At 71.9% G+C, this 18069-nt stretch carries 19 protein-coding genes and 1 tRNA gene; 17 read left to right on the forward strand and 3 right to left on the reverse strand.

Annotated elements, in window-relative coordinates:
• The first annotated feature begins 24 nt into the window (after positions 1 to 24).
• From AB0I71_RS02020 to AB0I71_RS02030, 3 genes are all read left to right on the forward strand, one after another.
• Positions 25 to 633, forward strand: coding sequence for a GNAT family protein (locus tag AB0I71_RS02020; RefSeq protein WP_357581616.1), 609 nt, complete (start codon positions 25 to 27; stop codon positions 631 to 633).
• Between the two features lie 178 nt (positions 634 to 811).
• Complete coding sequence (locus AB0I71_RS02025; protein ID WP_357581364.1) at positions 812 to 1723, forward strand: hypothetical protein; 912 nt, start codon at positions 812 to 814, stop codon at positions 1721 to 1723.
• 159 nt (positions 1724 to 1882) lie between these two features.
• A tRNA-Ala gene (locus tag AB0I71_RS02030) sits at positions 1883 to 1956 on the forward strand.
• A gap of 377 nt (positions 1957 to 2333) precedes the next feature.
• Here AB0I71_RS02030 and AB0I71_RS02035 read toward each other — a convergent pair.
• Positions 2334 to 2954, reverse strand: coding sequence for a response regulator transcription factor (locus tag AB0I71_RS02035; RefSeq protein WP_357581365.1), 621 nt, complete (start codon positions 2952 to 2954; stop codon positions 2334 to 2336).
• Between the two features lie 144 nt (positions 2955 to 3098).
• On the opposite strand from AB0I71_RS02035, the gene AB0I71_RS02040 reads away from it, so the two are divergent.
• The 4 genes from AB0I71_RS02040 (at position 3099) to AB0I71_RS02055 (ending at position 9067) form a co-directional block, all read left to right on the forward strand.
• Complete coding sequence (locus tag AB0I71_RS02040) at positions 3099 to 4922, forward strand: ABC transporter ATP-binding protein (RefSeq protein WP_357581366.1); 1824 nt, start codon at positions 3099 to 3101, stop codon at positions 4920 to 4922.
• Positions 4909 to 6714 (forward strand): ABC transporter ATP-binding protein, encoded by a 1806-nt coding sequence (locus tag AB0I71_RS02045; protein WP_357581367.1) that lies wholly within the window; start codon positions 4909 to 4911, stop codon positions 6712 to 6714. The genes AB0I71_RS02040 and AB0I71_RS02045 overlap by 14 nt, the downstream gene beginning before the upstream one ends.
• 77 nt (positions 6715 to 6791) lie before the next feature.
• Positions 6792 to 7928 (forward strand): acyl-CoA dehydrogenase family protein, encoded by a 1137-nt coding sequence (locus AB0I71_RS02050; protein ID WP_357581368.1) that lies wholly within the window; start codon positions 6792 to 6794, stop codon positions 7926 to 7928.
• Between the two features lie 107 nt (positions 7929 to 8035).
• Positions 8036 to 9067: an acyl-CoA dehydrogenase family protein gene (locus AB0I71_RS02055; RefSeq protein WP_357581369.1), complete on the forward strand. Its 1032-nt coding sequence runs from the start codon at positions 8036 to 8038 to the stop codon at positions 9065 to 9067.
• Between the two features lie 173 nt (positions 9068 to 9240).
• Here the strand turns inward: AB0I71_RS02055 and AB0I71_RS02060 are convergent, their stop codons facing one another.
• The gene (locus AB0I71_RS02060; RefSeq protein ID WP_204005292.1) at positions 9241 to 9639 is read right to left on the reverse strand and encodes a VOC family protein; all 399 of its coding nucleotides are present in this window, start codon (positions 9637 to 9639) and stop codon (positions 9241 to 9243) included.
• 180 nt (positions 9640 to 9819) lie between these two features.
• On the opposite strand from AB0I71_RS02060, the gene AB0I71_RS02065 reads away from it, so the two are divergent.
• The 4 genes from AB0I71_RS02065 to AB0I71_RS02080 are packed head-to-tail and all read left to right on the forward strand — an operon-like array spanning position 9820 to position 12742.
• Positions 9820 to 10755, forward strand: coding sequence for an ABC transporter ATP-binding protein (locus AB0I71_RS02065; protein ID WP_357581370.1), 936 nt, complete (start codon positions 9820 to 9822; stop codon positions 10753 to 10755).
• The gene (locus AB0I71_RS02070) at positions 10756 to 11532 is read left to right on the forward strand and encodes an ABC transporter permease (RefSeq protein ID WP_357581371.1); all 777 of its coding nucleotides are present in this window, start codon (positions 10756 to 10758) and stop codon (positions 11530 to 11532) included.
• On the forward strand, positions 11532 to 12317 hold the full coding sequence (locus AB0I71_RS02075; RefSeq protein ID WP_357581617.1) for an ABC transporter permease: 786 nt from the start codon (positions 11532 to 11534) through the stop codon (positions 12315 to 12317). The genes AB0I71_RS02070 and AB0I71_RS02075 overlap by 1 nt, the downstream gene beginning before the upstream one ends.
• A 35-nt stretch (positions 12318 to 12352) precedes the next feature.
• Complete coding sequence (locus AB0I71_RS02080) at positions 12353 to 12742, forward strand: VOC family protein (RefSeq protein ID WP_357581372.1); 390 nt, start codon at positions 12353 to 12355, stop codon at positions 12740 to 12742.
• A gap of 4 nt (positions 12743 to 12746) precedes the next feature.
• On the opposite strand, the gene AB0I71_RS02085 is transcribed toward AB0I71_RS02080, so the two are convergent.
• Complete coding sequence (locus tag AB0I71_RS02085) at positions 12747 to 13838, reverse strand: class I SAM-dependent methyltransferase (protein ID WP_357581373.1); 1092 nt, start codon at positions 13836 to 13838, stop codon at positions 12747 to 12749.
• A 79-nt stretch (positions 13839 to 13917) separates the two neighbouring features.
• Between AB0I71_RS02085 and AB0I71_RS02090 the strand changes: the two genes are divergently transcribed.
• Genes AB0I71_RS02090 through AB0I71_RS02115 form a run of 6 tightly spaced genes read left to right on the forward strand, consistent with a single transcriptional unit; the run spans position 13918 to position 18068 of the window.
• The gene (locus AB0I71_RS02090) at positions 13918 to 14898 is read left to right on the forward strand and encodes a TauD/TfdA family dioxygenase (protein ID WP_357581374.1); all 981 of its coding nucleotides are present in this window, start codon (positions 13918 to 13920) and stop codon (positions 14896 to 14898) included.
• A gap of 31 nt (positions 14899 to 14929) precedes the next feature.
• Positions 14930 to 15325: an MmcQ/YjbR family DNA-binding protein gene (locus AB0I71_RS02095; protein ID WP_357581375.1), complete on the forward strand. Its 396-nt coding sequence runs from the start codon at positions 14930 to 14932 to the stop codon at positions 15323 to 15325.
• A 10-nt stretch (positions 15326 to 15335) separates the two neighbouring features.
• Positions 15336 to 16094, forward strand: a complete 759-nt coding sequence (locus AB0I71_RS02100) for an alpha/beta fold hydrolase (RefSeq protein ID WP_357581376.1) — start codon at positions 15336 to 15338, stop codon at positions 16092 to 16094.
• On the forward strand, positions 16091 to 16363 hold the full coding sequence (locus tag AB0I71_RS02105; RefSeq protein ID WP_357581377.1) for an acyl carrier protein: 273 nt from the start codon (positions 16091 to 16093) through the stop codon (positions 16361 to 16363). Before AB0I71_RS02100 ends, AB0I71_RS02105 begins: the two co-directional genes overlap by 4 nt.
• Complete coding sequence (locus AB0I71_RS02110; RefSeq protein WP_357581378.1) at positions 16363 to 17466, forward strand: LLM class flavin-dependent oxidoreductase; 1104 nt, start codon at positions 16363 to 16365, stop codon at positions 17464 to 17466. The genes AB0I71_RS02105 and AB0I71_RS02110 overlap by 1 nt, the downstream gene beginning before the upstream one ends.
• Positions 17463 to 18068: an NAD(P)H-dependent oxidoreductase gene (locus tag AB0I71_RS02115; RefSeq protein WP_357581379.1), complete on the forward strand. Its 606-nt coding sequence runs from the start codon at positions 17463 to 17465 to the stop codon at positions 18066 to 18068. Before AB0I71_RS02110 ends, AB0I71_RS02115 begins: the two co-directional genes overlap by 4 nt.
• Position 18069: the final 1 nt, after the last annotated feature.

Genomic DNA, 18069 nt, shown 5'->3' on the forward strand with positions numbered 1-18069 from the left:
CGACGGGCGCCCGGCTGGCCGGCGGTGCTCTCCGACGGTCCGGTGCTGCTGCGGCCGTACCGACGGTCGGACGCGGCGGCCTGGTCGCAGGTGCGTCGGGCCAACCGGGAGTGGCTGGCACCCTGGGAGTCGTCGGTACCCGGCGACTGGGACGACCTGAACTCCCCGGCGACCTTCCGCTGGGTCTATCGCGACCAGCGACGTTCGGCACGCACCGGCGAGGGGATGCCGTTCGCGGTCTGCCTGCACGAGGGCGGAGTGGAGCGGCTGGTCGGCCACATAAACGTGGGCAACATCGTGCGGCGGGCCTTCTGCTCCGGGTACGTCGGCTACTGGGTGGACCGGCGGGTCGCCGGCCGAGGTGTCATCCCCACCGCGCTGGCGCTCGCCGTCGACCACGCCTTCGGCTCCGGCGGGTTGCACCGGATCGAGGTCAACATCCGGCCCGAGAACCGGCCGTCCCGTCGGGTGGTGGAGAAGCTGGGCTTCCGCGAGGAGGCGTACCATGCGCGCTACATGCACATCGACGGTGCCTGGCGCGATCACATCGGCTACGCGATGACCAGCGAGGAGATCGCCGCCGAGGGTGGCCTGCTGGCCCGCTGGCACCGGCTGCGCGCCCGTACCCCGTGAGCCGTCCCACGTGCGGGATCGGCGCGGCGCGGTGGTTCCGGCGACGGTGACCCGTAACCTCAGGTAACTGCAAGCTGCGGCAGGCGCTGCCCGCCCCGCATGATTCACGTCGCCGACGCCGATCGGCGAAAGATCCTGCGGCCGGTCGGCGCTTGCTCCGAATCTGGTGACGGGAGGGGTGAGGGTGCCGACCTCGGTGCTCCTCGCCGTCCTCGCCGCCGCCGGTCTGCTCGCCCTCGCTCCGGCGCTGGTTCGCCGGTACGACGCCGCCGAGCGGCTGGTGGCGGAGCGGGCGCAGTCGACGGCGCGGGTGCTCCAGCGCCGCCGACGCCGTCGCACTGTCCCGGGGCGGCGACCGGTGAACCCCTCCCGCGCTCTGGTGATCACCCTCAGCGAGGACCCCGACTCCGGGGAACTCGCCACCCCGGTCTCCGGTCCGCCGGCCCTACGTCGCTCGGTGCCTCCCGCGCCGCGCCGCTCAGCCGACGCCGTCGGGTCGCCGCGGCCGGGTGCCGCAGGATCGGACTCCGCCGGTGTGACGGGCGAACGCCCGCCGCCGCGCCGCTCCGGTCGGCCGAGCCGGCTGCGCGCCGTACCGGCGGGTGGCAGCCGGCCCCGCCGCCGCCCCGAGCGGCGGCACCACCACACCCCCGCCATCTACCGCCGCCGCCGGGTACTCGCCGCGCTGGTGCTGCTCAACGCCGTCGAGCTGATCGGCGTGCTGGTCGTGGGCCCCGGATTCTGGATCAGCTTCGGCGTCACCGCCACCCTGCTGGTCGTGTACGTCGTACACCTGCGCGCCCGCGCGTTGGCCGAGCGTCGACGACGCCGGGCGCTGGCTCGTGAGGCCGCGTGGCTGGCCGCCCGCCAGGCCGAGGTACGCCGGGAGCAGGCCCGCCGGGCAGCGGCCCGCCGAGAGGCACAGCGCCGCCTGGCGGCCCAGCGGGAATCCGTCCGGCGCAGCGCGATGGGCCTGGACCGCCCCGCCGACCTGCCGCAGGCTGCCAACGGCGGCTCGGTCTCCTACCGCCGAGCCGGCGGCCTACGCGGCCGCCCCTACGAGACCGGCCCCGGCTCCCACACCGCCTGACCCCGGGTGGGGCCCCTCGGGTGAGGTGTGGCGAAGTTGCGCGGATCTTGCGGGGCCGGGGTGGCGGGGTGGTTCGCGGCGGGAGCGCTCGACCTGTTAGCCTTGTCGCCGGCCCGCCCGGTGACAGCCGGGTGGGACCGACGCCGGTTCACCGGTGGAGGGGCTGTGGCGCAGACCGGTAGCGCACCTCGTTCGCATCGAGGGGGTCAGGGGTTCAAATCCCCTCAGCTCCACCCAGTTCAAAGGCCGTTTCCACAAGTCGGAAACGGCCTTTCGTGATCTTGTCACACTCCGAGGTCCAGGCAACAAGTAGGCTCAGACGTTTTGGTCGCTGGTTTACCGGATGAATGTCCGATGAGACAGGGGAACGGGCGTTGATTATGAGGCTCGGCGCTGCGGTACGCGATGCCGCTCTGGTCATTCCGTTGGCCGTCGGGCTCGTGCTGTTCGTAGCCTTTGCCGTGAAGGAACCGCCACATGCGGCTGCGTGGTTGATCGCCACCGGTTTGATCATCCTGCGGTTCACGCTTGTAGCTTTCCGGGTTTCTGGGCGAGGTGCGCGAGCCGACTGAGTCTCCTCGGCGAAGAGACAGCGTGGAGACACCGAAAGTTAGAGCGATGCCCTCCGGTCAGGGTGTCCGGCCGGTCCGGCTGGTGGGGCGAGATTGGGCAGTGGTCGGCCGAGCAGGGCGGCACGGGTCAGTTCGGCCTTGTTGCCCACGCCGAGTTTGGCGCGGATGCGTTTGACGTAGGTGTCGACAGTGTTCGGGCTGAGGCCGAGCCGGGTGGCGATCTGCCAGTGGGTCAGGCCCTGGGAGATCTGCGTCAGCACCTGAGTTTCCCGTTCGGAGAGGGTGAGACCGGGGCCGGGCGGTACGTCGACAGCCGAGGTTTCCGGGCCGAGCGTGCGTACCGCGTCGACTATGTGGTTGGTCGGCGCGTGCCTGTCGATCACCTTTCGGGCGCCGGCGCGCAGGTAGGCTGCGCCGCCGTCGGCTGCGCCGTCGTCGAGTACGAGGACGAGCATCCGTCGGGCGGCGTCGGTGATCGCGTCGAGGCCGTCCGGGGCCGGGAGCCCGTCGACGTCGACGATTGCGGCCTCGGCCGTGCCGGCCGGTGCCTCGTCGGGTGACCGGCGTACGCCCACGACCTCGACTCCGGCGGCGGCAAGCGTGTGGACGAGACCGACTGTGTAGATGGGCGAGCGGACGAGCAGATCGGTTCGGATCACGTATCACCTGCCTCGATGCCTGCTCCGGCTTATCTGGGATACAGGTGTCGGGCGGTCGTGGGCAAGCCGTTCGAGTTGTCGCGGTCGCGGTCATACGCCCGGCGTGGACTGACGGTCCGGGTGATCGATGGCATCATCCCCATCGTGACCCTCTCTGCACGGCAGAATGCGGGCCGGCTGCGCCAGCGGCAGGAGTGGCAGTTCTTCGCCACGACGTTCCGGGCGCGGCCGGGACTCGCCGGGCTGTGGTGGGGGATCGTCGTACTGCGCGGTGCGCTCCCGGCGGGCTTCGCCGTGGTGATGGGCGTGCTGATCGGGGCGATCGACGACGGAGCGCCGCTCGCCGCGCCGTTGGTCCTCACCGGTGTGATCTTCCTGGGCATGCAGGTGCTCGGTCCGATCCACATGGCACTGAGCCGCAACCTGGGTGACCAGACCGCCGCCTGGCTGTACGACCGACTCACCGGTTACTGCCTGGAGCCGGCGGGCCTCGGGCACCTGGAGAGTCCTGGTCTGGCCGCCGACCAGGCGGCCGCCCGGGACTTCGACCTCGGCCAGAGCGCGCCGCCGCTGCGGCTGTCGATGGGGTTCATCGCGGACGGCATCGTCTCGTTCGTCAGCGGCGTCGCGTGTGCGCTCGTGCTCTTCGGCTACGCCTGGTGGGCACCGCCGATCCTGGCCGGTTGCTGGTTGGCCACGCACTGGCTGCTGCGGGAGAGCGGGATCTGGCGGGACCGCAACACCGACGAGGTGCGGCGAGCGCAGCAGGACGCCGAGTACCACTACCGGTTGGCAGTTGATCCGGCACCGGCCAAGGAGGTCCGGCTCTTCGGCCTGGCCGACTGGGTGCTGAACCGTTTCGTACTGCGTCGGCGCCGGTTGCATGAACTCCAGTTCGAAGCGACCCGGTTGCGCGAGCGGTCGGTCTTGCTGAGCCTGGCCGTCGTGCTGGCCGGCAACCTGGCCGTCTTCGGGGCGATCGGTCTGGACCTGGTCGGCGGTGGGCTGGCGCTCGGCGCGGCGGTGACGTTCACCCAGGCGGCGATCGGCGCTGTCGCCATCGCGTTCGGTGGGCTCAACTGGTCGCTCGACTCGGCTGCCGCGCCGGTGGCCGCCGTGCTGCGGCTGCGCGAGCCGATGGCCGCCGCCGGTGCGCTGCCCGGCCCGCCTGGTTCGCTGGCTCCGCAGACCGGCTCGGGCACCGGGGAGTTGCGGCTGCGCGGCGTCACCTTCGGCTACCCGGGCACCGGCACGACGGTGCTGCGGTCGTTGGACCTGACCGTGCCGGCCGGCTCGTCGGTGGCGATCGTCGGGCGCAACGGCGCCGGAAAGACGACGCTGGCGAAGCTGATCTGCCGCCTCTACGACCCCGACGAGGGCAGCATCGAGTTCGACGGCGTCGACATCCGACGGTTCGACGTCGGGGCATGGCGCGAGCACATCTCCGCCGTCTTCCAGGACTACATCCGGTACGAGTGGCCGCTGCGCGACAACGTCGCGCCCACCGGCGCCCCCGACGAGGTGGTGCTGGCGGCGCTGGAGGCGGCCGGCGCACACGGGCTGGCCGACCTCGACACCGTGCTGGCCAAGGGCTATCCAGGCGGCATCGACCTCTCCGGTGGCCAGTGGCAGCGCGTCGCGCTGGCCCGTACGTTGGTCGCGGTTCGGGGTGGCGCCGGCGTGGTGCTGCTCGACGAGCCGACCGCGCAGCTCGACGCGCGCGGCGAGTTGGAGATCTTCTCGCGGGTGCTGGCCGAGACCCGCGGCCGTACGACAGTGCTGATCTCCCACCGGTTCTCCACAGTCCGGATGGCCGACCTGATCTGCGTGGTCGAGGACGGCGCGGTGGTCGAGGCGGGCAGCCATGACGAGCTGATGCGTGCGAACGGGCGGTACCGCACGATGTTCGACCTCCAGGCCCAGCGCTTCGACGAGCCGCAGGAGGTCGGTGGCGATGTCCTCGCCTGAGCAGGAGATCCCGCTGCCGCCACCGATGCGGTCGATGTGGCGACTGTGCCGGTTCGGCCTGCGTCACGAGCCCCGGCTGATGCTCGCCGCGCTGGCGATCGCGCTGCTGGCGGCGGTGCCGGACGCGCTGTTCGCGCTCTGGTTGAAGCTGCTGAGCGACGGTGTGCAGACGGATGACGACCGGCGGATCTACGCCGCGCTGGCCGGGCTCGGTGTGTCGGCGGCGCTCACCTGGTTCCTGTCGGTGATCTCGGCTCGGGTGCAGCGGCGGTTCCGGGACCGGGTGACGATCGCGCTGGAGTCGCACGTCGCCCGGTTGCAGGCCCGGGTGGCCACCATCGCCCATCACGAGCGACCGGACTACCTCGACCGCCTGGCGGTGCTGCGCGACCAGGTCTTCGTTCTCGATCACATGTACCTGTCGGTGTTCACCACGCTGGGCTGGATCCTGCGGTTGGCGATCACGCTGGTGCTGCTCGCCACCATCAGCCCGGTGCTGGTGCTGCTGGCGCTGTTCGCCGTTCCGACACTTGCCATGGCGGGTTGGCGTCCGGCGGTCGAGCAGGCCGCCCACGAGCAGGCGGCCGCCACCGGCCGGCTGGCCCGGCACCTCTACGTCACCGCGACCACCGCCGAGCCGGCCAAGGAGGTACGGGTCAGCGGCATCGGCCCGCGACTGAGCCGGGAGCGCCGCGCGGCCTGGGACGAGTGGTACGCGATCGTCGCCCGCCCCCGTAACAGGTCGGCGGGGTGGCATTCGCTCGCCTGGATCGTGTTCGGGCTGGGCTACGTGGGCGCCATCGCCTACGTCGCGGAGGTGCTGCGGGCACCGGCGGGTGACGTGCTGCTGGTGCTGGCGGCCGGTGCCCGGCTGTCGGCGTACGTCAGCGCCACCGTGGGGGAGATCGGCTTTCTGCGTGGTATGTGGATCGACGGGGCTCGCCGGTTCACCTGGCTGGAGGAGTACGTGGCGTCCTTCGACAGGTCCGCCGACGCGCCCGCTCCCGATCGACTTGTCGACGGGATCCGACTGGAGCATGTCTCGTTCGCCTACCCCAACAGCGACCGACTGGCGCTCGACGACGTGACGCTGCGGCTGCCCGCCGGGTCGGTGGTGGCGTTGGTGGGCGAGAACGGCGCCGGCAAGAGCACGCTTGTCAAGTTGCTGTCGAAGTTCTACCCGCCGACAAGCGGTCGCATCCTGGTCGACGACCGTGACCTGACGACCGTGTCGGCGGAGTCCTGGCGTACCCGCCTGGCCGGCGCGTACCAGGACTTCTTCCGGTTCGAGCTGCGGGCCGGGCAGTCGATCGGCGTGGGTGACCTGCCCCGGGTCGAGCAGGAGCCGGCCATCGTCGGCGCAGTCGCGCGGGCCGGTGCCGACGCGGTGATCTCCGCGCTGCCCAGTGGCCTGGACACCCAGTTGGGCAAGTCGTGGCCGGAGGGCGTCGAGGTCTCGTTCGGACAGTGGCAGAAGGTCGCCCTGGCGCGTGGGTTCATGCGGGACCATCCGTTGCTGCTGGTGCTCGACGAGCCGACCGCAGCGCTCGACGCGGAGACCGAGCACGCCCTCTTCGAACGGTACGCGGCAGGTGCGCGCCGCGACACCACGTCCGGCCGGGTCACCGTCCTCGTCTCGCACCGGTTCTCCACGGCGCGGATGGCCGACCTGATCGTGGTCCTGAACGGCGCCCGGGTGGTGGAGGTCGGCAGCCACGAGGAGTTGATGGCCGTCGGCGGTCGTTACGCCGAGCTGTACGCCATCCAGGCGGCCGGCTACCGCAGCGGCTGACCGGGTCGACGCGGTCGGTGACCGTGCGTCCCGAACGGATTCCCGTACACCTGGGGGCTCGCCTAGCATCGGCCGCCATGCGGCTGCACGACGACGAGCAGGAGGCGGAGTTCCGGGCGACCCTGCGAGCCTGGCTGCGCGAGCAGCTGCCGCCGGTGCCGGAGGTGGGGGTCCGTCGATGGTCTCCGGCGGAACTGCGTGGGTGGAACCGGACGCTCTGGCAGGGCGGGTACGCCGGAATGTCCTGGCCGGTCTCGTACGGCGGCCGTGGTGCCCCGCCGGCCGTTCAGGAGATCTTCGTCGCGGAGTCGGCCCGGGCCGGTGCGCCTGACCACGCGAACCTCATCGGGCTGAACATGGTGGGACCGACCGTGATCCGCCACGGCACGGCGGCCCAGCGCGCCACCCACCTGCCGGGCATCCTGCGTGGCGACACCACTTTCTGCCAGGGCTTCTCGGAGCCGGAAGCTGGCTCCGACCTCGCCGCCATCCGCACCCGGGCGGTGCCGGCTTCCGACGGCGGCTACCGCATCACCGGCGAGAAGATCTGGTCCTCGTACGCCGACACCGCCGACGCCTGCCTGCTGCTGGCCCGCACCGATGGGCCGGCGGGCCGGCACGACGGGCTCACCTGCTTCCTCGTCGACATGTCGACGCCGGGGGTGACGGTCCGGCCGTTGCGCCAGATGTCCGGTGACGCCGACTTCAGCCAGATCATCCTGACCGACGTGGCGGTACCCGGGTCGGCAGTGGTCGGCCCGGTGGGCAGCGGCTGGCGGGTGGCGATGACCACCCTCGCCCATGAGCGCGGCACCCTCGCCGTCACCCTCGTCGCGCGGTTGGCCGTCCAGTTCGACCGCTTGCGGCGGACCGTCGTCGCGGCTGGCGCCCACCGGGACCGATCGGTCCGCGACCAGGTGGCGACCCTGCACGTCGAGCTGGAGGCGCTGCGGTGCACGGCGCACCGGGCGGTGGTCACCGCGCAGGGCGGCGATCCGGCCCCCGAAGCGACGGTGCTCAAGCTCCGCTGGTCCGAGGTGGACCAGCGGGTGTGTGCCCTCGGCTTCGACGTGGCCACTCCGCAGTCGCCGTGGCGGGCCCACTGGGAGCGCGAGCGACTGCGCAGCCGAACGTCGACGATCGAGGGAGGAACATCCGAGATCCTGCGCGGCATCGTGGCCGAGCGGGTGCTCGGCCTGCCTCGCTCGCGCTAGTGCGGTGTCCAGCAACGTTGCCGGCGCGGCCCGTTTCTGGTCATCGCCGGGGCGCAAGCATCGTCCGACATCCCTGGACACGGCAATGAGCAGCCGGAGGTGGACCCATGGACCTGACTCTCACCCGCGACCAGCTCGACCTGCGGGAGGCGGCGCGCCGGTTCCTCGGTGCGGACTGCCCGCCCGCTACCGTCGCCGACCTTGCCGACGGCCGGGAGTGGGCCGGTGGCACCTGGCCGGAGCTGATCCGGCAGGGCTGGGCGGATCCGGAACTTCCGGCTGTGGAGTTGACCCTGCTCGCCGGTGAACTCGGCTACGCACTGCTGCCGGTGCCGTGGTGGACGACTGTCGGGCTGGCACTGCCGGCCTACCGGGCGGCCGGGGAGCCACTGCCCGGCCCGGCGACCCTGGTGGACGGGCCGGGCGGCGGGGAGGCCAAAGTGCTGACCGCGAGCCGGGACTCCGGCGGCTGGCGGATCGACGGGGTGGCGTCCGCCGTCGACGCCGGTCCGGCGGCCGAGTTCGTCGTCGCCGCCAGCACCGACGGGCAGGTGGGGCTCTTCGCGGTGCCGGCCGGCCCGGCCGGACCGGTCCACGCGCCGACCGAGGGCGTCGACCCGCTGCGGGTGGTCAGCGACCTCACCTTCGACTGTGCACCGGCGCGGCTGCTGGTCGGTCCGCCCGGTGCCGCCGAGCTGCTGGCGCGGATCCGGGACCGGGCGGCCGTGCTGCTCGCGGCGGAGGCGGTAGGGGTGGCTGAGCGGGCGCTCGCGTTCGCCGTCGAGCACGCCACGGTCCGCACCCAGTTCGGCCGGCCGATCGGCTCCTACCAGGCGGTGAGCCACCGGTTGGCGGAGTGCTACGCCGACGTCGAACTCGCGCGGTCACTTGTCTGGCGAGCGGCCGCAGCCCACGACGGACCAGCGGGTGGGCCGGCGGACGCCACCGCCAGCGCGGTCTTCGCTGGCCGTCGGGCGGCGGTGCAGACCTGCGAGACGGCCGTCCAGGTGTGCGGCGGCATGGGAGTGACCTGGGACTTCCCCGTGCACCGCTGGTATCGCCGCGCCCTGTGGCTGGACGGATCCACCGAGGCGTTGGCCGCGATCGCCGACGTCGTGTTCGCGGCGGGGGAGTGCTGAACGGGGAGGCAGAGCAGGACCGGCCCCGCCGGCCGCCCAGCGCGTGCCCGTTGTCGGTCTGGCCTCTTCGCGCTGGTCTGGCGCGCAGGCCGTGGGCGGGGCCGGCCGGCGGACGAGGTCTTTGAACGCCTCGTCGCCGCCGGCGGCCCCGCCCGGCTAGCCGGTTCGAGATGTCACGAGAGGGCCTTCATGAACGACCAGAGGTGGCCCTCCGGGTCCCGCGCGCTGTACTCGCGGTAGCCGTACTCCTGGTCGACCGGCTCGTGTTCGATCATGGCGCCCTTCTCGCGGGCGTGCCGGAAGTGGGCGTCGACGTCGTCGACGAGGATGGCCATGCTCGCGGTGGCCGCGCCGACCTCGTTGGGCGGGGCCAGCTTCATGTCTTCCTGCACCGGGTGCAGCCAGATGACGCCGTCGCCGGCGGTCACCTCGCCGTGGTCGACCCGGTCCTGGTCGTCACGGATCACCACGCCGGCCTGGAGTCCGAAGACCTCGACCAGGTAGTCATGGGCGGCCGCGATGTCGGCGTACATCATCAGCATGATCCGGCCGCGTACGATCGTGTCCGGCATGGTCGATCCTTCCCAGTCGGGGCGGTGACAGGCCGCCACGGTACGGCCGCCCACCGGGCGGCTCGCAAGCGTCGGTGGGCGAACGCGCGGGCGGCCGGGACCGGGTGTTCGACTGCGTCGGCTGCGCAGTCGAACGTTCACCTTGACCACCGGTACCGGTTCCGGTTGAGCATGGGTGCCATGAGCATCGAGTCACCTCTGGTCAGATCCCGCGGACTCGTGAAGCGGTACGGCGACCGGGTAGCCGTGGCCGGTATCGACCTCGATGTCGCCCGGGGCGAGGCGGTGGGCATCCTCGGACCCAACGGTGCCGGCAAGTCGTCCACCATGCGGATGATCGGCTGCGTCACCGACGTCACCGACGGCGAGCTGAGCGTCCTCGGGCTCGATCCGCGCCGCGACGGGCCGGCGATCCGGGAACGTCTGGGGGTCTGTCCACAGGAGGACAGCCTCGACATGGACCTGTCCGTTCGGGACAACCTGGTCACGTACGCGCGTTACTTCGGCTACTCACGATCGGCGGCCCGCGAACGGGCGGACGCGCAGCTCGAATTCATGCAGCTCGCCGACCGGGCCGACAGCCGGATGGACCAGCTCTCCGGCGGTATGCGTCGCCGACTGGCGATCGCGCGCGCGTTGGTCAACGACCCCGAGCTGCTGATGCTCGACGAGCCGACGAGCGGTCTGGACCCGCAGGCCCGTCACCTGCTGTGGGAGCGGCTGTTCAGGCTGAAGCGACGCGGGGTGACGCTGCTGCTGACGACCCACTACCTCGACGAGGCGGAGCAGTTGTGCGACCGGGTGGTCGTCATCGACGAGGGACGCATCGTGGCCGAAGGCGCACCAGCGGCCCTGGTCGCGGAGCACGCCCCACGGGAGGTGGTCGAGCTGCGCTTCGACAGCGACGACCTCGACGCCCACGCCGACAAGCTCGACCAGGTCGGCCACCGGATCGAGGTGCTACCCGACCGCATTCTGCTCTACGTCGACGACGGTGACGCCGCCGTGCCGGCGGTCTACGCCCGTGGTGTGTCCCCGACCGGGGTGCTGGTCCGTCGGGCCAGCCTTGAGGACGTCTTCCTCAAGCTGACCGGCCGCACTCTGGTGGAGGCCTAGATGGCGACAAGCGCCGTGATCCGCAGTCGGGCGGTGTTCGAGTACCACGTCGCGTGCTACCGGCAGACCTGGCGCGGCACGCTTGCCAGCTCGTTCCTCACTCCGGTGCTCTTCCTGCTGGGGCTCGGTGTCGTCCTCGGCGGGTACGTCGACCGCACGCCGGTGCTCGGACTGCCGTACGCCGAGTTCGTCGCGCCCGGTCTGCTGGCGCACACCGCGATGCAGGTGGCCATGATGGACTCGGCCACCCCGGTCATGAACAACTTCCGGTGGCAGCGGATGTACCACGTCATCGCGGCCGCCCCGCCCGGACCGTCCGACCTGGTGCTGGGTCACCTGGCGTACGCGGCGCTGCGGGTGCTCGCGGCGACTGTGGCGTTCCTCGTGGTGATGGTGGTGTTCGGCACCGTCTCGTCGTGGGGCGCGCTGCTGGCCCCGCTGGTCGGGCTCCTGGTCGGTCTGGCGACAGCCGCACCGATGTGCGCGTTCTCCGCCACCGCCGAGGACCCGGGGGTGATGGCCATGGTCAACCGGTTCGTGCTACTGCCCATGATGCTGTTCGCGGGGATCTTCTTCCCGGTCGCCGAGATACCCGGGGTGTTGCAGCCGCTGATCTTCGCGACGCCGCTGTGGCACGGGGTCGAGCTGGCCCGGGCCGCGACAGCGGCCACCGGTACCGCCTGGCCGGTGCCGGTGCACGTGGGCTATCTGCTGCTCTGGGCGGTAGGCGGATTCCTGCTGGCCCGGCGCCGGTTCGCCGAACGCTTGGGGGCGTGATGCTGTCGACAGCGATCCTGGCCCGGTCCGCCGCGGTGACCGGACGCAACGTCCGGGTGCTGCGTACGAAGAAGGGCTACTGGCTCCTGGTGGCCTCGGCGTTCGTCGAGCCGCTGCTCTACTTCGTCGCGCTCGGCTGGGGCGTCGGTTCCCTCGTGGCGACCGTTCCGCTCGGTGACCGCTCGGTCTCCTACCTCACGTTCATCGCTCCGGCGATGCTCGCCGCCTCGGCGATGAACGGCGCGGTCGCCGAGGCGACCACGAACTTCTTCACCAAGGCCAAGTACGCGCGGCTCTACGAAGCGGCCCTCAACACGCCGCTACGTCCGGTGGAGGTCGCCTGGGGTGAGCTGGGCTGGGCGACCATCCGGGGCAGTCTCTACAGCGTGGCGTTCCTGGTCGTGATGACCGCCCTCGGGGTGACCACACCACTGCGGGCCCTGGTGGCGCTGCCGGCCGCGCTGCTCGTCGGCGTGACCTTCGGTGCCGTCGGGCTCGCCCTGGCCACCTACATGAAGAGCTGGCAGCACTTCGACTACGTGACGCTGGCGCAGATCGCCCTGTTGCTCTTCTCCGGCGCGTACGTGCCGGTGAGCACCTATCCGAAGGTGTTCGAGGTCATTGTCGCGTTCACCCCGCTCTACCATGGCATCGAACTTCTGCGTGGCGTCACCGTCGGCACCGTGGGTTGGCCGACGGCGCTCAGCGTGCTCTATCTGCTCGTGCTCGCGCTGGTGGCGGTCGGCGTAGCCGGTCGCCGGACGGCTCAGTTGCTCCGGCGCTGAGCCGCGGCGAAGTCAACCGCGGTAAGGAGAGAAGCATGTCCTCGACAGTCATCCACGTGCTGGCCTATCACGACGCGCCGAAGGCGATCGACTGGCTGGTGGAGGCGTTCGGCTTCGAACGGCGCCTGGTGATCGACGCCGGTCCGGGCAAGGTGGCGCACGCCGAGCTGACCTACGGCCCCGGCATGTTGATGATCGACTCCACCACCGACGACGCCGCACCACTCGACGCCGACCAGAACAGGCCGGGCGGGGTCTACGTGATCGTCGACGACGTCGACGCGCACGCGGCGCGGGCTTCCGCAGCCGGCGCCCGCATCGTCGACGAGCCGGCCGATCAGCCGCACGGTGGCCGCGCCTACTCGTGCGCCGACATCGAGGGATACGTGTGGGGGTTCGGTTCCTACGACCCCTGGAAGATCTGACGGCTCAGGCCATCAGCCGGTAGAGGCGGTGGAAGCGGTCCGGGACCGGCACGACCACTGTTGCGGCGTAGCCGGCCCGGGCCGCCATGGCGCGCACGTGGTCGGGACGCAGCACGGTGCCGTGTCCACCGCCCTGCGCCGACCTGGCCGCCGGCAGGCAGTGCAGCACACTCGTCGCGTACTGGAACTGCTCCACGTCGTCGCCCGGCGCGGTGAAGGTCGCCGCCACCTTGGCGTCCATCAACAGTACCGTGCCGCCGGCAGCGCACAGCTCGCGGCAGGCGGCCAGCACCCCGACCGGGTCGGTCAGCTCGTGCAGCGCGTCGAAGAGGCAGACCAGGTCGTACCCCTCCTTGGTGCCGGCCCGGTCGGCGGCGTCGCCGACGGTGAAGCGCACCCGGTCGGCGACGCCGGCTCGGGCGGTGTTCTCGTTGGCCAGGGCGATCGCACCGGCGCTGATGTCGATCCCCGTCACGCGCACCCCGGGGTAGGCCCGGGCGAGGGCGATGCTCGACCAGCCGACCCCGCAGGCCACGTCGGCCACCCGCCGGCCCGGCTCGGCGAGCCGTGCGTGCAGGTCGGGGAGGTACGTCTCGATCCAGCCGGCCAGCTGGTGCCGGTAGAGCGCCCGGTTGGCGCCGGAGTGGCCGTGCAGCCAATCGTCACCGAAGACCTCGTCGGCGACCCCGGCACCGGTGCGGTAGGCGTCGAGCAGGTGGGGCAGCGCCGTGCCGATACCGCCCACCGGCAGCACCGCCAGCGCCGCCATGGACGCCGGGTCGTCCGACTCGGTGAGCACCGTGGCGTGGGCGGCCGGTAGCGCGTAGCGCCGTTGGTCGGGGCCCTCGTCGCCGGGCGCTGCGGAGGCGACCAGGATGCCCGCTGTGGCCTGCTGCTCCAGCCACTCCCGGACGTAGCGCCTGTCGACCCGTGCGGCTGCGGCCACCTGCCCCGGGGTGCGGGGCTCGCCGTCGCGCAGGGCGTCGTACAGCCCGAGCCGGACGCCGAGATAGACGGTGAACATTTCCTGGGTGGCGAGCATCGTGCGGAACAGCCGCAGCGAGAACGCCAGGGTGCGGGGATCGGGTTGCGTCATCACGGCCTCACGGAATCCCGGATTAGGGTGTCCACCGTGCACCAGCGCCGTCGGCACGACCAGGGTAGCGAGGTGGACGATGACCAACCGGCCTGTCACTGTCGACGTCCCGCAGGGTTCCGGCGGTGTCGACTGGGTGCGACACCGGCGCTCCGAACTGCGGGCGCTCCTGCACACCAGCGGAGCGGTGCTGCTGCGCGGACTGTCGGTGCGTGACTCCGCCGACGTAGCCGCGGTCCGTGCCGCGCTCGTCGACGTCGCCGCCGGATCGCACGAGCCGTTCGCGCCGCGCCCCACCCGTGGCGACGGCGTCCACGGCGATTTCCAGTGGCCGCCCGACCGGGAGCTGTGCCCGCAGCACGAGCAGAGCTACCGGCTCACCGTTCCCCGGGTGGTGCTGCTGGCCTGCCTGCGCCCGGCCGACTCCGGCGGGCAGACCGTGCTGGCCGACGCCCGCCTGGTGCTCGCCCGGATCCCGGCCGATGTCCGGGACCGGCTGCGTACGCACGGCTGGTTGCTGGCGCGTACCTTCCGGGAACGGATCGGCCTCAGCTGGCGGGAGGCGTTCGACGTCGACACGCCAGCGGAACTGGCCGCCGCGCTACGCCGGGAACTCATCGCCCACCGCTGGCTCGACGACGCGACCCTGCGGACCGTACGGCGACGGACCGCCGTCGTGCATCACCCGGACACCGGTGAGCAGTGCTGGTTCAACCACGCGGGGTTCCTCAACGAGTGGGGACTCGACCCGGTCGAGCGGCAGGTGATGCGCCAGGCGTTCGGGGAGGACCTGGCCTTCAACACGCGGGCCGGTGACGGGTCGCCGCTCACCGCCGCCGACGTCGCCGGCATCGAAGCCGCCTACGCCGAGGTCTCCGTGGACGTGCCGTTGGCCGCCGGTGACGTACTCGTGCTCGACAACATCCTGACCGCGCACGGCCGACGCGCCTACCGGGGACCGCGGGACGTGGTGTGTGCCTGGGGTGAACCGGTGGACGTCGCCGACTGCCGGCCCACCACAGTGGTGTCATCGGCGATGGTCTGCTTCGATACCGAGTGACCAGGGCGGCGAGACGACTCGAGGTGCAGACGTGACCCTCCCCGTGCCCAATCCCTCCCAGAACCTGCGGCGGTTCGCCGAGATCGCGGCCGAGCTGCCGGAGTCCGAATGCGTCGTCGTCGAGGGCTGGGGCGGCGAGCCCACCTTCCGGGTGCGGGGCAAAGTGTTCGTCTTCGTGTCGCCGCCGGGCACCACGATCTGCGTCAAGCTTCCGCGCGACGAGGCGGCGGCGGTGGTCGCGAGCGACGACTCCGTGGTGCCGATGCGCTTCGGCCTCGGCAGGCACGGCTGGATCCAGGCCAGCGTGCGCGCCGACGAGGACGACGAGAAGCGCTGGCAGGAACTCACCGAGTGGGTGCGGATCTCCTACACCCTGGTCGCCCCGAAGAGCCTGGCCAGGCGGGTCGATGACGCGCCGAGCCGGTGACGGAGCCGGCATGTCGGTCGTCCAGTTCACCGCCGAATCGCCCTACCTGCGCCGGGCCCGGCGGGCCGCACCCAGCCACCGGCTGTTCTGCCTGCCGTTCGCCGGTGCTGGCGCGTCGGCCTACCGGGACTGGCCGGACGCCCTGCCCGCCCACATCGAGGTCGTGGCGATCCAACTGCCGGGGCGCGAGGACCGGATCCGGGACCGGCCGTTCACCCGGATCGAGCCGTTGGCGCGGGCGGTCGCCCAGGTCGTGCGCCCCTACCTCGACCTGCCGGCGGTGTTCTTCGGACACAGCAGCGGCGGGCTGCTCGCGTACGAGGTGATGCGGGTGTTGGCCGGTCGGTTGCCGGCCGACGGTCCGGACCTGCGCCTCATCGTCTCCGGCTGTCCGCACCCGCGACGTCGGTCGATCGGCCGTCCGGTGGCCGACCTGCCCGAGGACGAGCTGGTGGCGGAGATCGCCGCGCTCAACGGCACCGCCGTCGAGGTCGTCGACAACCCGCAGCTGCTCGCTCTCGTGGTGCCGGCACTGCGCGCCGACGCGGCGATGGCCGAGTCGTACCGGTTCCGGGCCGGGGCGTTGCTGCCGTGGCCGGTCACCGTGTTCGGTGGCGAGTCGGACCCGCACGTCGACCCGGCCGACCTGGCAGGCTGGGACGACTACACGAGCGCACCCTCGCAGGTGCGGCTCTTTCCCGGAGGCCACTTCTTCCTGAACGAATCCGCCGCGGCGGTGCACGCCGCTATCGCATCGGAGTTGACGTGAGCGAATCGCCGTCCGAGCCGGAGTCGGTGACCGTCGACCAGGTCGCCGCCGAGATCGTGTCCCCCGTGTTGGGCGTGCCGAGCGTCGCGCCGGACGAGGACTTCTTCGACCACGACGCCACAAGCCTGCATCTGGTGCGGATGGCGGCCGACGCGTACCAGCGCTACGGCGTGGAGCTGCCGCTGCCCGAGCTGTTCGACGAGCCGACCGCGCGCGGCCTGTGCCGGCTGATCCGCGAAGAGCTCGGAGCGGCTGCCGGGACGTCGTGATGAGCCTCGCTCTCTACTGGTTCATCCCCGCCCACGGCGATGGCCGGGACGTGGCCAAGTCAGCCACCGGCGAGACGCTGACCCGCCCGCCGCGACGGGACCCGGACGTGGCCTACCTGGCCCAGGTGGCTCGGGCGGCCGACGGGCTGGGGTTCACCGGGGCGTTGGTGCCTTTCGGCATGTTCTGCGAGGACCCGTGGCTGGTCAGCGCCGCGCTGGCCGCGCAGACGACCCGGTTGCGGTTCATGCTGGCGCTGCGGACCGGGCTGATCTCGCCGCCGCTTGTCGCCCAGATGGCCGCGACCCTGCAACGGATCAGCGGTGGCCGGCTGCTGTTCAACGTGGTGACCGGCGGCGACCACGACGAGCAGCGGCGCTACGGTGACGCGTTGCCGCACGACGAGCGCTACGCGCGGACGGCGGAGCTGCTTGAGGTGCTCGAACGGGCGTGGGCCGGGCAGGAGTTCGACTTCCGGGGCGAGCACTACCAGGTCGACCGGGGGCGGGTGGTGCGTCCGTACCCGCTGCGTACCCCCATCTTCGTCGGCGGATCCTCGCCGGCCGCGCAGGCGGTGGCCGCCCGCCACGCCGACGTCTACCTGGCCTGGGGAGAGTCACCAGCCGGCCTGGCGGAGCTGATCGGCGCGGCCCGTCGGCTCGCCGACGGACACGGCCGCGTGCTGGCCTTCGGCACCCGCTACCACGTCATCGCCCGGGACACCGCCGACCAGGCGTGGCAGGTCGCGCAGGAACTGCTCGACGGGATGGAGCCGAGCCGGATCAGGGAGGCACAGGCCCGGTTCCGGCGCTCGGAGTCGGTGGGCCAACGCCGGATGACCGCGTTGACGCAGGACGCTGCGGGGCTGGCGGCGTACCCCAACATCTGGGCCGGCTACGGCCTGGTCCGGCCGGGGGCGGGCGCGGCACTTGTCGGCAGCCACGACGAGGTGGCCGACCGCATCGCCGAACTGCACGCGATGGGCATCGACCATCTGATCCTGTCCGGTCAGCCGCATCTGGAAGAGGTCTACCGGTTCGGTGAGGGAGTCCTGCCCCGCCTGCGGAACCGTGGCCTGCTCACCGAGCTGGAGCCGGCCCGATGACCGCCGTCCGCGCCGAGGTGACAGCCGCCGAATCCGCCACGGTGGCGTCACCACCCCGGGTGGCGGTGGTGGTGGGCAGCGCCCGGCCCGGATCACGTACCCGGGCCGTGGCCCTCTCGCTCGCCGCCGCGATCCGCGCCGGACTGGAGCCGGCGAGCGGCGCTGTGCCCGCCCAGTGCGATGTCATCGACCTGTCCGACCTGCTGCCCGTGCTCGGTGTCCACGTCCCGGGGGTCGACCCGGCCGCCGCCGACCCGGTCACCCGGGCGCTCGCCCGCACCCAGGCCCCGGAGCTGCTGGTCGTGGCCAGTCCCACGTTGAAGGGCAGCTACTCAGGTGTCCTCAAGCACTTCCTCGACCTGCTGCCCCGGGCCGGGCTCGCCGGCACGGTCGCGGTCCCGATGATGACGGCCGCCAGCGCCGAGCACCGCTTCGCCGTCGACCTGCATCTGCGGGCCCTGCTCGTCGAACTGGGTGCCCAGGTGCCGACCCGGGGCCTGTCCGTGCTGGAGCGTGACTTCGAGCGGCTCGACACCCACCTGGACCGGTGGCTGACCGAGAACCTGCCGACGTTGTCGGCCGTGCTCACCGGGCCGCGCTGAC

This window comes from Micromonospora sp. NPDC049891, from assembly GCF_040660295.1.
Taxonomy (GTDB): Bacteria; Actinomycetota; Actinomycetes; order Mycobacteriales; family Micromonosporaceae; genus Micromonospora.